The organism is Pseudomonas sp. G2-4 (genome assembly GCF_030064125.1).
Taxonomy (GTDB): domain Bacteria; phylum Pseudomonadota; class Gammaproteobacteria; order Pseudomonadales; family Pseudomonadaceae; genus Aquipseudomonas.
Map to the genome: position 1 here is coordinate 6385237 of NZ_CP125957.1, position 14727 is coordinate 6399963.

The 14727-nt window shown below is 58.8% G+C and carries 11 protein-coding genes and 2 pseudogenes; 3 read left to right on the forward strand and 10 right to left on the reverse strand.

From position 1 onward, the window contains the following. Nucleotides 1-170: 170 nt before the first annotated feature. Nucleotides 171-2111 carry a type VI secretion system Vgr family protein gene (locus tag QNH97_RS28160; RefSeq protein WP_283554842.1) on the forward strand — a complete coding sequence of 647 codons (1941 nt, stop codon included), beginning with the start codon at nucleotides 171-173 and terminating at the stop codon, nucleotides 2109-2111. Nucleotides 2112-2349: 238 nt separating this feature from the next. Here QNH97_RS28160 and QNH97_RS28165 read toward each other — a convergent pair whose 3' ends face one another. The 5 genes and pseudogenes from QNH97_RS28165 to QNH97_RS28185 form a co-directional block, all read right to left on the reverse strand. Then, a complete protein-coding gene (locus tag QNH97_RS28165) occupies nucleotides 2350-2670 on the reverse strand; it encodes a hypothetical protein (protein WP_283554843.1) in 321 nt (106 codons plus the stop codon). Nucleotides 2671-2752: 82 nt separating this feature from the next. After that, nucleotides 2753-2938: pseudogene (locus tag QNH97_RS28170) on the reverse strand (hypothetical protein); the annotation flags it as partial. Nucleotides 2939-2996: 58 nt separating this feature from the next. Continuing rightward, on the reverse strand, nucleotides 2997-3260 hold the full coding sequence (locus QNH97_RS28175) for a hypothetical protein (protein ID WP_283554845.1): 264 nt from the start codon (nucleotides 3258-3260) through the stop codon (nucleotides 2997-2999). Between the two features lie 19 nt (nucleotides 3261-3279). After that, nucleotides 3280-4545: a PAAR domain-containing protein gene (locus QNH97_RS28180; RefSeq protein ID WP_283554846.1), complete on the reverse strand. Its 1266-nt coding sequence runs from the start codon at nucleotides 4543-4545 to the stop codon at nucleotides 3280-3282. Between the two features lie 54 nt (nucleotides 4546-4599). Next, nucleotides 4600-5034 (reverse strand): DUF1795 domain-containing protein, encoded by a 435-nt coding sequence (locus tag QNH97_RS28185; RefSeq protein WP_283554847.1) that lies wholly within the window; start codon nucleotides 5032-5034, stop codon nucleotides 4600-4602. Nucleotides 5035-5825: 791 nt separating this feature from the next. Between QNH97_RS28185 and QNH97_RS28190 the strand changes: the two genes are divergently transcribed. Further along, nucleotides 5826-6191 (forward strand): DUF6124 family protein, encoded by a 366-nt coding sequence (locus QNH97_RS28190; protein WP_283554848.1) that lies wholly within the window; start codon nucleotides 5826-5828, stop codon nucleotides 6189-6191. 247 nt (nucleotides 6192-6438) lie between these two features. On the opposite strand, the gene QNH97_RS28195 is transcribed toward QNH97_RS28190, so the two are convergent. After that, nucleotides 6439-7155: a class I SAM-dependent methyltransferase gene (locus QNH97_RS28195; protein ID WP_283554849.1), complete on the reverse strand. Its 717-nt coding sequence runs from the start codon at nucleotides 7153-7155 to the stop codon at nucleotides 6439-6441. Between the two features lie 318 nt (nucleotides 7156-7473). On the opposite strand from QNH97_RS28195, the gene QNH97_RS28200 reads away from it, so the two are divergent. After that, nucleotides 7474-8673, forward strand: coding sequence for a hypothetical protein (locus tag QNH97_RS28200; protein WP_283554850.1), 1200 nt, complete (start codon nucleotides 7474-7476; stop codon nucleotides 8671-8673). A 67-nt stretch (nucleotides 8674-8740) separates the two neighbouring features. On the opposite strand, the gene QNH97_RS28205 is transcribed toward QNH97_RS28200, so the two are convergent. The 4 genes and pseudogenes from QNH97_RS28205 to icmH form a co-directional block, all read right to left on the reverse strand. Further along, on the reverse strand, nucleotides 8741-9625 hold the full coding sequence (locus tag QNH97_RS28205; protein WP_283557568.1) for a serine/threonine-protein kinase: 885 nt from the start codon (nucleotides 9623-9625) through the stop codon (nucleotides 8741-8743). A gap of 44 nt (nucleotides 9626-9669) precedes the next feature. Continuing rightward, nucleotides 9670-10399 (reverse strand): annotated as a pseudogene (locus QNH97_RS28210) (PP2C family protein-serine/threonine phosphatase). Beyond that, nucleotides 10399-13854 (reverse strand): type VI secretion system membrane subunit TssM, encoded by a 3456-nt coding sequence (gene tssM, locus QNH97_RS28215; protein WP_283554851.1) that lies wholly within the window; start codon nucleotides 13852-13854, stop codon nucleotides 10399-10401. Before tssM ends, QNH97_RS28210 begins: the two are co-directional and overlap by 1 nt. Before the next feature lie 13 nt (nucleotides 13855-13867). Continuing rightward, a complete protein-coding gene (icmH, locus tag QNH97_RS28220; RefSeq protein ID WP_283554852.1) occupies nucleotides 13868-14722 on the reverse strand; it encodes a type IVB secretion system protein IcmH/DotU in 855 nt (284 codons plus the stop codon). Nucleotides 14723-14727 lie beyond the last annotated feature (5 nt).

Genomic DNA, 14727 nt, shown 5'->3' on the forward strand with positions numbered 1-14727 from the left:
ATAACCCTGTGGGAGAGAACCCTGTGGGAGCGAGCTTGCTCGCGATAGCGGCATAACATTCAACCTCGATGTTGACTGACACACCGCCATCGCGAGCAAGCTCGCTCCCACAGTGGATCCGGTTTCTTCAGGGAATCAGCGGCGCAGCCATTACAACGATGAGATAACCGATGTTATTCAACCAAGCCTCACGCCTGGCAAAGATCACCAGCCCCCTGGGCCCCGAGGTGCTGTTGCTCAAGGACATGGGCGGCGGCGAAGAGCTGGGGCGGCTGTTCAACTATGAGTTGCAGCTGCACTCGCTGGACAACGCCATAGACCTCAACCAGCTGCTCGGCAAACCCATGTGCGTGAGCCTGCAGTTGGATGGCGGTGGTGAGCGGTATTTCCATGGCATCGTGGCCCGCTGCAGCCAGAACGTCGACCAGGGCCAGTTCGCCAGTTACCAGGCCACGTTGCGTCCATGGTTCTGGCTGCTGACGCGCACCTCCGATTGCCGGATTTTCCAGAACCTGACCATCCCGCAGATCATCAAGCAGGTGTTCCGCGACCTGGGTTTTTCCGATTTCGAAGACGCCTTGAGCCACGCCTACCGCGAGTGGGAATACTGCGTGCAGTATCGCGAAACCAGCTTCGATTTCGTCAGCCGGCTGATGGAGCAGGAAGGGATCTACTACTTCTTCCGCCATGAGCAGGGCCGTCATGTGCTGGTGCTGGCCGACGCCTACGGCGCCCACACCACGGCACCCGGCTACGGTTCGGTGCCTTACTACCCGAAGAACGAACAGCAGCGCGAGCGTGACCACATTCACGATTGGCACCTGGCCCAGGAAGTCCAGCCCGGTTCGCTGGAGCTTAACGACTACGATTTCCAGCGCCCCAGCGCCCGCATTGATGTGCGCTCGGCCATGCCGCGCCCACACACCGCTGGCGACTATCCGCTGTACGACTACCCCGGCGCCTACGTGCAAAGCCAAGACGGCGAACACTATGCCCGCACCCGCATCGAAGCCTTGCAGACCCAGCACGAACAGGTCGAGCTGGCCGGCAACGCCCGCGGCCTCGGTTCGGGGCATCTGTTCAGCCTCACCGGTTTCAGCCGCCAGGACCAGAACCGCGAGTACCTGATCGTCGGCGCGCGCTATTACATTTCCCAGGAAAGCGGCGAAACCAGCGGCGGCGCGCCGTCGGCCCAGTTCGAAAGCAGCCTGACTTGCATCGACGCCCAGCAAAGCTATCGCCCGCTGCCCATCACCCATCGGCCCATCGTCAAAGGCCCGCAGACTGCGCTGGTGGTCGGCCCGAAAGGCGAGGAAATCTGGACCGATCAGTTTGGCCGGGTGAAGGTGCATTTCTATTGGGACCGTCACGACCAGTCCAACGAAAACAGCTCGTGCTGGATTCGCGTGTCGCAAGCTTGGGCAGGTAAGAATTGGGGCTCGGTGCAGATCCCGCGCATTGGCCAGGAAGTGATCGTCAGCTTCCTTGAGGGCGATCCCGATAGACCCATCGTCACCGGCCGCGTCTACAACGCCGAGCAAACCGTACCGTACGCATTGCCGGCCAATGCGACCCAAAGCGGCACCAAAAGCCGCTCCAGCAAGGGCGGCACGCCAGCGAATTTCAACGAAATCCGCATGGAAGACAAGAAGGGTGCCGAGCAGCTGTACATCCATGCCGAGCGCAACCAGGACATCGTGGTCGAGGTGGATGAAAGCCATTCGGTGGGCCACGATCGCAACAAGAGCATCGGCCACAACGAGACGGTACGCATTGGCGAAGACCGCCTGCGCGCCGTGAAGCGCAACGACACATTGCTTGTCGGTGGCGCCAAGAGCGACAGCATCAGCACCCAATACCTCGTGGAGGCGGGAGCGCAAATTCGACTGGTCTGCGGCAAAAGCGTGCTGGAGTTCAATGCCAGCGGCGAGATCAACATCTCGGGCACGGCGTTCAACATCTACGCCAGTGGCAATGGCAACATCGATACCGGCGGCCGCCTGGACCTCAACTCCGGCGGCGCAAGCGAAGTGGACCCTAAAGGCAAAGGCCTCAAGGGTGTGATCGATGCGGCGGTGAAGGCGTTTTTTCCGGCAAAAGCCAAGGGCTGAGGTTCACGGCAGGAACAGCCGTGGCCTCACCGTAACGCTGTTCACTAAAGCCAGTCGAAAATCACTTAAGGCAGTCGAAAACCCGTGGCGAGGGAGCCTGCTCCCGCTTGAGTGCGAAGCGCTCATCGCTTATTGGGGCTGCTTCGCAGCCCAGCGGGAGCAAGCTCCCTCGCCACGGGGTCATCGTTACCACCCACGGAGAACATGTCTTCGCGGTGGACCAAGGCATCTTGAAATTTCACTCGTTCGTAAGCCGGTATTGACCGGGCTGCGTCCACGCGACTCGCAAGTACTTGCCGCTCAGCAATTGCTCATCACGAAGATACTCAAAAACTTCGGCGGGACACCATTCCTTGCCCGCCGAAAAGGCCACGCCCAGTGAGCGGAGTGCGTCGAATACCTTAGCCTTCTGCGTGTTGTCCGCGACTTGCAGAACGTAGATATCTTTCTCCGTCCCAGCCGAAAAACCGATAGCGCGCAGGGACGAATCCAACGCGTTATCGATGATTCGAACATGGATCAAATCACCGTCCGCTGTTGCCACATAGGCCGTCAGCACATCATTAACCACTCAGAGATTGGCCGGGACGAAATCAGGGCCGCCCAGCTTATCCCGGACAACAAGGGCGGTCCGCATCAACGAACTGGGGGGCGCGAGTCTGTTGCCCGTAACGCAGCACCAGCAAATCGAAAGCCGCAACGATGTTCTGCGGTTCCTCATTGTCGTTCTTGGCTTCTTGAAAGTAGAACGGCTCGCCTACAAGGAATTTATCCAGCTCGTCATTGGCCAGGGCCAGCAGCAATACGTTGTCCAGAGGGGTGCTCATTGGACTCTCACTACATCCGGGCTTGTGAGCACGGCCTCGCCTCCTTGCCCTTCGACTGTCAGATAGCCGTTCCGCGGTTCGTTCCTGGTTGGACAATCAACAACTCGTCCAGCTCGCGCTTTCTGCAACGCGCCACAAACGGTACCGCTGCATCCGGGTCGCGCCTGAACAACTCAAAGGTCGCACGGTCGATTTCATAGTATTCCTCGTAGTCGGCCAGGCCGTTGCTGACCGGTATGGACACGTAGAAGCGACCCGAATCCTGTTCGATGCCCACGGAGAACATGTGTTCGCGACTGACCAGAACATCTTGAAATTTCATGACTTGCCTACCTCTACCGTCATAATGGCGTCCAACTGAAGTCTTTGGGCAAAATGCCCCCGGCATCGATGACCGCCTCGCTGGCACCCGTCGGCAACTTACCGCCAGGAATCCAGAATTCGTTGGCGCCGGCCTCGTTACCTGAAGGAATCCGCAGGTTCATGTCTTTAGGCGCGGGGATATCGACCCGCACAAGGGTACTACTTTCCAGGGTATTTTCTGGAAGCCCAAGCGCCTTCTCCAATGCCCTCTTATCGCCCTTGGCATTGGCGACCAATTGATCGGCTTCAGCTTTGGGCATCAGGAACGTCGTGCCGTCGCGCTGGGCGATGCCGTACTTGTCCAGGTTGTTCTTTGTGGTGAAGCGTGAGGCACCGTTCTCGAATTGAGCCAGGTGTTCTTTCACATATTGGGGTGACAAGTATGTGTCGGCATCGGGTCGAGATCCCTTCGGCATGGCCAGGATATCGGCCTCGGTCACGCCAGGCTTGTACTTGGGGGGCGGCAGTTCGGCAGGCTTGGCCGCCTTCGCCATTTTCGGGCTCAGCCCCAGCATTGCCATGCCGGCTACACCTTGCAGCAGGTCCCGGTAGCCTGGCCCCAGACGATCGCCCAAATCGCCCAGAAGCTCCATGGCCCCAAAAATCAGACCGCCCACCACCACGAACTCGACGAGAACGGCGATACCCGCCATGGCGGCCATCACCAATGCCGCACCCGCCGCCAACAACCCCAGCGCTTGCAAGCCGGTGTGCATCCACCCTTCAAGGTCCAGGACAAACGCCACCGCAACCGTCGGCCCACCAATAAACGTATTGGGGCTGCCGGTCTTGATGTGCGCGCCGCAGACCATTTTGCTGTGCAAGCGCGCCGCGGGTTTGCCGTTGATGAAGACCGTGGCGCTGCCTTCGGCGATCAGCACTGGAAAGGGCCAGATCGGATGGTTCATCGGCAGCCCAGTGCAGGAAGATGAAGTGTCTTCACCCGCCCTCATGGCATTGCGGCTGTTGATGTATACGTTGAAGCTGCCCATGATCAACGCCCCCGTGGTGGGCTCGGGCAGGTTGAAAATGGTGGAGAGGCCCTTGACGATCTGGAACATCGACAAGCCGCCGGCGGCAATCGAGCCCGCCATGATGGCCAGCGCCACGCCGCCCGTGGCGACCGTCGCGGCGACGACCGCAGCGCCGATCAAGGCCCCGGCCACGGCACCGGCGACCATCGCGGCCAACCCGAACCCGTGGGCTATTTCGTCACCCAAACGTGCTGCTGCCTGTGCATCCATTGCGCGCATCTACCTGACTGAAGTGTATGACTGCTCAGTGGGACGTATGGATGCTCAGATGACGGGAGGCTGTGGCTTGAACGAATGCATCGCCACCTTCCAGGCCGGCTCGTGATAGGCGAAATCGTTCGGTGTGGTGGTCAAGGTGGTGATCAGCACGGCCGGCTTACACTCGATGAATACTTGGCGCAGCATCAGGTCGCGCCCCTCGCGTTGCCAGGTGTAGTCCAGCAACGTGGCGGTGTGCCCGTGCAGTACGGTGTCCCAGCGCTGAACCAGTTTGAAGCCCGGCAGTTGCTGCTCCGCACTCTTGAGTTGGCGGTCCACGTACTCTGCAAAGGGAGCGCCGCCCTGGGAGGCATCGCGACTGATCACGAAACTGGCTTCTTTAGCAGAGCCCACTGCCGGCAGCTTGAAAATATTGATGCTCTGGTCCTGCCAGGTATCGGGGATGTCGAGATCGGCTTCTTGAATACGGTAGGAGGTCACAGTAATCGCTTTCCATAGACGTGGGGTGGCGCTCGAAGGAACGAATATTCAAGTAATGCTGGGGAACAATCAAGAACCAGGCTTCTCTCTCTCAAGTAACAAACCAGATTATGAGGACCGCGTCACCACTCTAGCGTCCTGTATGAGGTGGCGAAGCGTTAGGGAGGCTGGTGGCTGGGACAGTCCGTGCCGACCCTGGGTAACAAACGCCCGGCCGATTGCCTCAAGACCCCGAAATTGATCAAGCGCCTGAGAATGGCCTTGATGAGCATGCCGCAACCCATCAGCAGAAGAACGAATGCTGGATAACGCTGAGCCCCCTGTGGCGAGGGAGCTTGCTCCCGCTGGGCTGCGCAGCAGCCCCAAAAAGGCCGACAAAATCCTACAGAAAAAACGCTGCACCACCGGGCGAGAGCACGCTTGCTCGCCACGAATCCCGGGCATCACGAAGCCTTGTTTATTCTTCCTCCGCCACGCTTCCACCAAGCTACGAATCCTTGCGCCATTGCCTACAACTACGCCAGAATCCGCCCGCTTGTGCGCCTTGTCCCCGGCCTCTATCGTTTCCCTGCCACTGCCCATCAGTGGTCGGGTTTAGTAGCCCGGTTAGTCATCTACGGTTGCATGAGTGTCATTCAGTCAGGCTTTCGCCTGCACTTGATGGTGGCTGTGCGCAAGGCGCCTTCGGGCGCGCCGGGTTTGGTGACTTCACCGGTCTACTAACTTGCGCACAGCTGCCTCCTTTCGTTTAGTAGCGAGACGGTTGCGGCCCTACTAACAGGAAGTCCCAAATGTTCAAAGTTACTCCAAACCCTCCGGAAACGGAGCAAGCTTCCCCGCAAACAAAATCCAAATCCAGAATCAAAAAACTCGACGAAGCTGCCGAGCGTGCTCTCGATTTCTATCTGTCGCCAAAACCGGCAAATCCCGAAGACACAACCAAACCAGGCCAGCTATTCACCGTCGTAAAAGATATCGACAATGAAAGCCTCCTCGCCAACCTCAGCGAAACCCTGGCTTCAGCCGATGCGATGGTCGGCGACCTGGCCTTCGAGTTGGAGGGCTCACGCCGCCACATCGCCCTCGGCGTCCAGCAACTGATCGAACTGAGCTCACTGCTGGCAAACCGAGCACTGGATAACGTCGACCCACGCTAGCCGCTACACCACCAACCCCGTGGCGAGGGAGCTTGCTCCCGCTGGGCTGCGCAGCAGCCCCAAAAAAGGCCGGCGCATTCAACCAGGCAGACCGCATCAACCGGTCTACGACGGCTGCGCCGCCGAGCGGGAGCAAGCTCCCTCGCCACGGACCGCGTACACCTTGAGGTCGAGTATGTATGCACTGGCGCCTTCGCGAGCAGGCTCGCTGACAGAGGATTGTTTGTCAGAGCATAGAGCCGTCGCCTCACCCCGTTTTACACGTCAACCAAGCACTCCAGAACAGGCTGCTGAAAAACCGCGTGGCATCGCCGAACCCAGCCTCATGCAACAACTGTTGAACCGCCGCCTCGGAGTGTGGCGGGTCAGCGCCCTGCAGGATTTTCCCAAGCTTGGCCTTCACTTCATCCGCACTCGCGCCATGCTGCCGCCAGCGTTGCCCCCAGGCGGCGAGCAATAACGGTTGGCTGCTATAAGCGTATTGATTGCCTGCCACGATCAGCGGCGCACCGGGTTTGAGATGGGCCCCAATGGCTCGAAAAATCTGTCGCTTGGCCTCGTCGCCTTCAAGGTGATGGAAGACACCGATCAACGTCGCCGCGTCGTATGACGCGTCTGCCGCCAAGTCCTCAACAGTCCCAAGGTGCAGGCGCGTTCTTTCGAGCAAATGGTGGGCCTCCAACTGCTGCTTCGCGGCCTCCAGCATCGGCTCGGAGGGGTCAACCGCCGTGAAACGCCAACCGGGCTCCAGCGAGGCCATCGCAATGATCTCCTGCGCCGTACCGCCAGCGCCCACCACCAGGATGTTCGCCGAGCGTGCCGGGCCGAGGCTTGCCGCCAACATGCACGCCGCCAAGTCCTGGCAGGCGTCATACCCGGCCAGGGCGATTCGGCTCTGGCGTGCGTACTCGTTGGCTCGTGACGTATCAAATTTTTCAGCTGAAGTGCGAGGGGATGATTTCAAGGCGGTTCTCCGTGTCCTTGAATCAAGCTACGTCAGCCGTTTCGATAAGAAAAATTCATTAATTTTATGTGCTGTATTCCCATCAGGAATGTGGGATTGAAGCTCAAGCGGTGTTTGCTGCCTGCAACGCCTGGGCTGGATAACCGTGGACCCGCAATCACCGCCACGCCTCCAACCTTTGGCGAGGGAGCCCCCGCTTGTTATAAAAACGCGAGGGGATGGCCACCTCAAAAAATCTTCTGCGCGGCTCGGTCGCAGACAGTGATTCTATGAGCTATACCACAGTGCCATCAGCCCCATGCAAAGGAGCCACGCGCCATGAAGGAGACTTTATTAGCTTTAATAATTATGTCTATCGCCGGATGCGCCAACCTGAACAGTATCTATCGAACATTCAATGTTTCTGATGGGGAAAGCACCATGGTTGATATTCGGCAGAGAGCCATACTCGTGGCCCCCAACGAAACCATCACCAAACAATACAACACGAACGGAGCGGTCATTGGGGAGGAGCACAAAAAGAATGGGGTGTTTGTATGTGCAGAACCCAGCCCCGATGCAATGGCCTCCTTGGCATATGAATTGGCAGCCAAAGGGGGTTATCCAGGTAAGGCAAGCGGAGAGCTAGCTTTCGCCATGCAAGATGGAGCCGCGTTTACGGGCATTCGCACACAAAGCATCCAGTTACTACGTGACTTTGGGTATCGGTTGTGTGAGAGCTACATGTCTGGCGCTATAAGCGCCCCTCAATATGATCTACTCATGAGGCGATTCCAAAAAAACACGGTGGCGCTATTGGCGATTGAGCAGCTTACCGGAACGATAAAAGCTCCTCCGATAGCCTTGACTACGAGTGGACGGGCTGAAGCTACAAAATCACTTTCCGAGCAAAGGGCCGAAAGAGAGAAGGTCAGCGATAGGGTTACTGCACTGGAAGCTGAGAAGAAGGCTCTGGAGAAGAAAATCAGTGATGCAAAAAAAGCAGATGCCAACGCTGATACTTCGGAAATGGATCAGGAGGTGTCTGGTTTAGCGGAAAAAATTACAAACCTGAAGGACGATAGAAACATTATCGACAAGGCCATTGCCGAAACGAAAGGCGTGCTTGTTGATGGAGAAACAAAGGTAAAAATAGAAACCACTGGAGTGGGCGGCCAACGATCAGATGCCCACCTGCAACAAATAGCAACAACGGTCGAGGGCATTGTTAACAACATTGTGCTTGCCGATGATGAGCAGCAATTGTGTATGTCCGCCCTTTTATTGCCAAACCCGAATGAAGGCCAGAAAAAATTCTCGGCTTGGTGCGTCAAGGTAATGGACACGCAGGCTGCAGCCCGGGAGGCCTTAATGAAAAATGTAACAGTCCGAACTGACCAGGCACTGGAGGTTTTGAAGGGCACAGCCAGCGCGGCAAAAAAAGAACAAGCAAACAAGGAGCTTAGCGAGCTTCAAAAGGCGTCAGAAGGACTTAGGAGAGGGCCTGGGCTATACAGCACAGCCTTTGAGAAAATGTAGTTATTGTGTGCCTGTCGATATATTCCGGCGGGCGCGGGTAGAGGAAGGACCATACATCTGTAAGTCTTTACCACCAGGACGATACGCCGCCCAATGCATCACGCAACTGAGTCGCACTGATGCGACGCCGTTCCGGATCAAACGCCAGCGCCATGCGCAGCGCTGCCCAGCAACGTTTGGGCAGATTGCCCGGCGCCTTGAGTGGGCGCGCCAACCGGGCATTGCGCGCCTGGTTTGCAGGCAAACGACCGAACGGATGCTTGCCGCTCGCCAGTTCATACAACACGCAAGCCACGCCATAGACATCGGCAGCCGCTGACAACGGCGCGCCTTCGAGCAACTCCGGGGCAGCGTAGCCAGGGGTCCAGGCGTTGAGGTGTTTGCGGTCGAGGTTTGGCAGGCGCTTCAAAGGACCTTCCAGCGCCAGGCCCAAACCAAAATCGAACAGACGTACACCGTCTTCGCTGAGCATGACATTGCTGGGCTTCACGTCGCCGTGCAGCACGCCCCGGCCATGGACATACGCCAGGGCATCGAGCAGCGGCACGGCGATAGCCTTCAGTTCGCGCCAAGGCAACCCGAGGGGCCGCTCGCAGAGCAGTTTGTCCAGGGTCAGGCCGCGCATCAGCTCCATGGTGATGAAGGTCCGTCGGTGGGCGGCGTCCACTTCAAAGGAGTACGGCCGCAGCACATTCGGATGATGCAATCGCCGCATGAGAGCGAACTCACTGTAGAGCAGCGCACTGGCGTCGGGAGACTCGTCGAATGCCTCGCTGAGCATTTTCAAGGCAACGTACGGATCGGGATCGCCGTATTGTTCGTGCAGCAGATCCCGTGCGCGGTAGACAACGCCCATGCCGCCCGCTCCGAGCAGGCGTTCGAGGTGGTAGCGGCCGGCGAGTAGTTCCGGGATTTCGTTGGTGCAGTGCGGGTTCTGTGTCGCGGCGGGCAATGCGCTGGCGAAGGTGGAATAGGTCGAGTGGCTACCGTCCTCACTCACAGGCGAATGACCACCGCCGTCAGGTTATCTCCTGCCGTGCCTCGCAAAACACCCTCGAAAAGACGTTCTAGCACCAGGCGTGGTGAAGCCCGGCTCAATGCATCACCAAGATGCTTCGCCACTAAGGTCCTGATACAAACCGTCACTGCACAACAAAAAGGTGTCGCCGGGATGAACGTCCAGCTCCAGTACTTCCAGCGTCAGCTCTTGCGCGGCGCCCACCGCACGGGTCAGTGCCCTGGCCGCAGGATGGGCACGGGCCTGGTCGATGTTCATGTTTTGCTGGTCGATCAGTCGCTGTTGCAGTGAGTGATCCCTGGACAACTGATACAACCGCCGACCGCGCCACAAGTAGCAGCGACTGTCGCCTGCCCAGATGCAGGCTCCGCGATTGCCCTCCAACAACAGCGCCACCACAGTGCTGCCCATGATCCCGGAGTCGCGTCCGGCATTGACGGTCAGTTCCTGGCTCAGCCGTCGATTGGTCCAGCGCAGACACTGGCGCACCGCTTTCGATCGCTCGACAAGGCCTGGGTAGAGCGGCAACTCTGCCAAGTTGGCTACGACCAGCTGACTGGCGATATCACCCCCAGCATGTCCGCCCATTCCGTCGGCGACCACCCACAGTCCCTGTTGCGGACATTCGAGAAACGCGTCCTCGTTCCGTGATCGAACCTTGCCTGGGTCCGTACGTGCCGCACTGCGCCAGGGGACAGCGTCGCGCATCAGAGCTGCACTGGCATTCGGAAGGTGCGTAGCACACTCATGTCGAAAGGATTCGGCGTGCGCTGACTCATCAACAGATAGTTGGCTCGCAGGCCCCCAAGGTCTGCCTTGAGTACACGCACATCGCGTCCGGTCAGGTATTCGGTTTGCATCAGGTCAAACAAGCGAAACAGCGACCACGGCCCGGTGTTCTTCTCGATACCCACGCCTCGCCCGACCATTTTGTCCAGCACCAGGGCGGTTCGACCGTCCTGTGCATCGCTTGGCCAGGTGAACGCCATGGGCAGGATCGGACCGTGACGGTATTCAAGTATCTTGTCGCCAAAGCGGAATTCAGAACGGCTCACCGTTGGATCAAGCGTGTAAGGCTCAAGCGTGAACTGCACCTGGGGCTCAGCCGGGTTTTGTGCGAAAAAGCTCCGGCGAATGGTGTGCGCTGCCGCCATTTGATCAAGAGAGGCCTTGGATACCGGCAAACTTTGGCCGTCGACGCTGCGCAGACGATAGTGCCCCGCAGGACCGCTGATGAAGGGCCGCAGGTAGCTCTCGAAGAATCGATCGACGATGCCCTGACCCTTGAAAAACTCCCGGAAGTCGTTGAGCGCGACGTCGCTGGCGCTGTGAGCGCTGAACGGGTAGCGCTTGTTGATCGCCTTGCCATAAAAACTGTACAGCTCGCTCTGATAGCGCTGGTTCAGGTAACGATACGAATCGTTCAGCACCACACGCCAACTGTCCTCGGCAAGCACGTTGAACCACCCACTGACCGGACGCGGTAAACGAGCAGACGCACTGCGCAGGTTGCTCAACGCATCCCGTTGGCCGTCCATGCGGTTCCTGGCCAGTTCGAACGCGGCGTGCTCCGGTGTACTGGCTCGGGCCAGGCTCGTCAGTTGCAATTGCACATCGTCGAGGGCGCGTAGGGCCTGGATCAGATCAGCAGTCGGGCCATTGTCCGGGCCTAGCAGCCGATGCAGCGGCTCGAAACGCCGCTGCAAGGATTTCTGTGCAGTGTCCGGCAAATTTTCGATCAGGGAGCCCGAGGCTTTCCCAGCCACGGCGGCGAGCTTCGTAACGGCACTTCCACCCGCTTGCGTCACGTCATCGATTCGCTCCGCAACGGCTTGGATTCGAGTGTTCTCGCGCACCTGCACCAGCATCTGCAAAATCGGCGAATGGGCCGAGGTCAGTCCTGCAAGTTGTTCGGCGCCCTCACCCGCGCTGTTGATCGACTGCAAGGCGACTTGGCCAACCGCGTCACTCCAATGGTTGGCGTAGTCACGAAAGTACAACTGCTCCAACTCAACCATCAGGCGACGCATGTCCATGCCGCTAAGGCCCTCACCTACACCGAGTACCCAGTTGTCCCGCAGCAACTCGGTGACAAGCGTCGCCCCCTGGACCGAAAAGTACCTTTCATAACCCTGACGGGTATAGAAGCCGGGGATCACACGGTCGGCACCGACCAGCAACGCCCCCTGCGAGCCCAGATGTTGGCTGAGCTGGTATTGCGGCAGATGGCTGGCCTGTTCGCGCAGCATTCTGTATACGACGGCGGCCAGAGATTCACTGCGTAGGGCTTCCCGGGCTTGGGCCACCAACGGCTCGTTGAGCCCATGGATAAACGTCTGCTCCAACAAACGCCCGAAGTGGGCATTCAAACCGTTCTGTACCGTCGTGTTGCCGGCGTAACGCAACGACCAGTCGGTGGCGACCCGATCCTTTAGCCACGCGGTTTCACGACGCTCCTGCAGGTTCAGCATCAAGTACGCGCGCAGGCTGTTGATCAACTGTTCGCGATTATTCAAATTGCCGCGGATATGCTCCTCAAGCATCTGCGCGACCCGAGGCAAGAGTTGCGTCCGTAATTCACGCTCGTAAGCATCGGTTACCGACGGGCCGATTGCGTCTCCCTGATACAGGCCCACGCGTTCATACAGCGGCACCTCCCGCGTGGGTGGGAAAACCCGAGTGGCGTTGAATCGGATATCAAGTGATTCGAGCATCGCAATCGAATCATCACCGGTTATCTGGACCAGGCGTTGGAGATCCCAGCGTTGCGCCAGCGCACGCAGGTTTTCCAGGCGCTCATGGTTGGCCGAGAAGCCGCTCGCCCACAACACCCCGAACAGACTCAGGGCTGTCAGTGCCCCGAGGTACAGTGCACGCTGGCCCCAATGAATACGTCGGTGCTCGCGCTGATTAAGACCGGCAAGGTCAGCCTCCGGGAAAATCACCCGCCTGAGCAACTGATGGACAAACCGCGAGCGTCGGCCGAGCGTGACATCGCTGGTGCGGGGCATCGCATTGCCGTGGGTGACGGTCGATGCGCAGGTCAAGTAGAAGCCGCGCAGCGGGCAAACACTGCCGCTGAAAGCCAGCTCGACCAGCAGGCACAGGTTGGTGCCGATTTGCGCCAGTTGATGGGGAAAATCGAGAATGCGGCTACGACGCAGAGGGTCGCGTTCCTGATGCATGCGCATGATCACCTGGCTATTGAGCCGATGCAGCAGCGCCTCGAACTCGCCCCGCAACACGGCCACATCTGTACCACGCTGGCCCCGGCTGAAACTCGCACCCAGTACCTGGTCGCTTTCCTCGCGCGTCAGCGAATCGAAGAATTCATTGAACCCTGGCACGCTATCCGCTTTGCTCAGCACGAGGTAGATCGGCACATCGACGTGCAGTCGTTGTTGCACCTCCTGCAAGCGGCCACGAATCTGGCAGGCCAGCGTGACAACCGCCTCCTCGCTGGTTTGCAGCAGGACCTCGGTCGGAACAGTCACCAGCACACCGCTCAAGGGTCGACCCCGACGACGCTTGCGTAACAGCTCGAGCAAGGCGGCCCAGGCGCTGGCATCGACCTCAACATCCAGCTGGGTCAGGTAACGTCCGGCGGTATCAACCAGTACGGCGTGTTCGGCAAAATACCAGTCGCAATACCGGGTTCCCGACGTCTCGCCCACCGGCTTTCGCTCAAGCCGGTCAAAGGGAAACTCCAAGCCCGAGCAGTCCAGCAGACTGGTCTTTCCGCTGGCGGGCGGGCCCATCAGCAAGTACCACGGCAAATCCTTGCGCCAGCGTTCGCCACGGCCGGGATAAAGACCTGAGGTCCTTAATGTCTTCAAGGCCCTCTTGAAGCCCGAACGCAGTTCGCGTTGCTCATGATCCATTCTGGCCTGGCGCAGAATGAGTGGTTGGTCGGTGTCGTTCCCCTTGGTTTTCGTGTTCGCGCCGACGCGCCCATTGAAGAAAACCATGCCAAGGCCCCAACCCAGGAGTAACCCGCTGACGCTCAGCAGTCGCGCCTCAGGGCTCGCCCAGAATTTGTAGTCATTGACTGCCAGCAGCGGCCCGACGAACCACACCAGCAGTACCATGGAAAACACCAGCAACAACGTCCAGACCCAAGTCTGGCGCAGCCAGGCGCCGACTTTCCTTAAAAGCAATTTCATGACACGTCCTTGTTTACGGCAGCTGAGCGGTGATCGACTCGAGCGGTTGATAAGGTTGCAGTACGCTTTGCCGTTGCTCGCCCAGGACCCAGACGAAACCCGTGTACATCACACCCAGGCAGATCAGCGTGAAGAGCACCACCGTCCAGGCCGGAACAATGCGTGTCGGACTGCGATGCGTGTCATCGAGGCCTTCCCAATGGGGCGACAGTTCACGAGGAATGTCACCGCGTACCTGCTGGATGAGCCGGTAAAGGGCGTCGCGGGTACTTTCGAGTTCGAGCATTCCGCGAGCCTGAACCCGGTATTTGCCCTCGAAGCCCAGAGAGAGACACAGATACAACAACTCGAGGATCAGCAGGTGCTTGCTGGGTTTTTTCGACATGCGATCAAGCAACTGGAAAACTTTCTCACCACCGAAGGTTTCGTTATGGAAGGTACTGAGCAGACTGATTTGTGACCAACCCTGCCCCCAGGACGTGGTGACGATCGCCTCATCAATCACCGTACACAACACGTACCGGGCAGCGATCAACTGACTGTTTTCGACGCCCCCATGCAGGGCACGGGCTTCAAATTGTTCCAAGTCAAAGGTCAGCTCCCGCTTGAGGTCTTGCAGCCCCCCACGCTCGCGACCGTGCATGATGGACACCACTTGCGACAACAAGCCGGACGCTGCCTCCACCAGCGGATTCAGGGTGAAGTTGAATACCTGGGATGGCGGCCGGCGTGCGGCGTAAATCATGCGTTCTTGCAGCTGTTCGATTCGCGGCGGCGCAGCCGCATCGGTCAATGGCCCCGAAGCAGGACGCTGTCCGTGATGATCGAGCAGGACGGTTGTTTCGTCATGAGGATATTCCTTATCCATTGCAG

What these genes read in the sequence shown, in the direction of transcription:
- QNH97_RS28175 (WP_283554845.1), bottom strand. Translation starts at nt 3,260, where the DNA reads ATGAAATTTCAAGATGTTCTGGTCAGTCGCGAACACATGTTCTCCGTG.
- QNH97_RS28180 (WP_283554846.1), bottom strand. Translation starts at nt 4,545, where the DNA reads ATGGATGCACAGGCAGCAGCACGTTTGGGTGACGAAATAGCCCACGGG.
- tssM (WP_283554851.1), bottom strand. Translation starts at nt 13,854, where the DNA reads ATGAAATTGCTTTTAAGGAAAGTCGGCGCCTGGCTGCGCCAGACTTGG.
- QNH97_RS28190 (WP_283554848.1), top strand. Translation starts at nt 5,826, where the DNA reads ATGTTCAAAGTTACTCCAAACCCTCCGGAAACGGAGCAAGCTTCCCCG.
- QNH97_RS28160 (WP_283554842.1), top strand. Translation starts at nt 171, where the DNA reads ATGTTATTCAACCAAGCCTCACGCCTGGCAAAGATCACCAGCCCCCTG.
- QNH97_RS28200 (WP_283554850.1), top strand. Translation starts at nt 7,474, where the DNA reads ATGAAGGAGACTTTATTAGCTTTAATAATTATGTCTATCGCCGGATGC.
- icmH (WP_283554852.1), bottom strand. Translation starts at nt 14,722, where the DNA reads ATGGATAAGGAATATCCTCATGACGAAACAACCGTCCTGCTCGATCAT.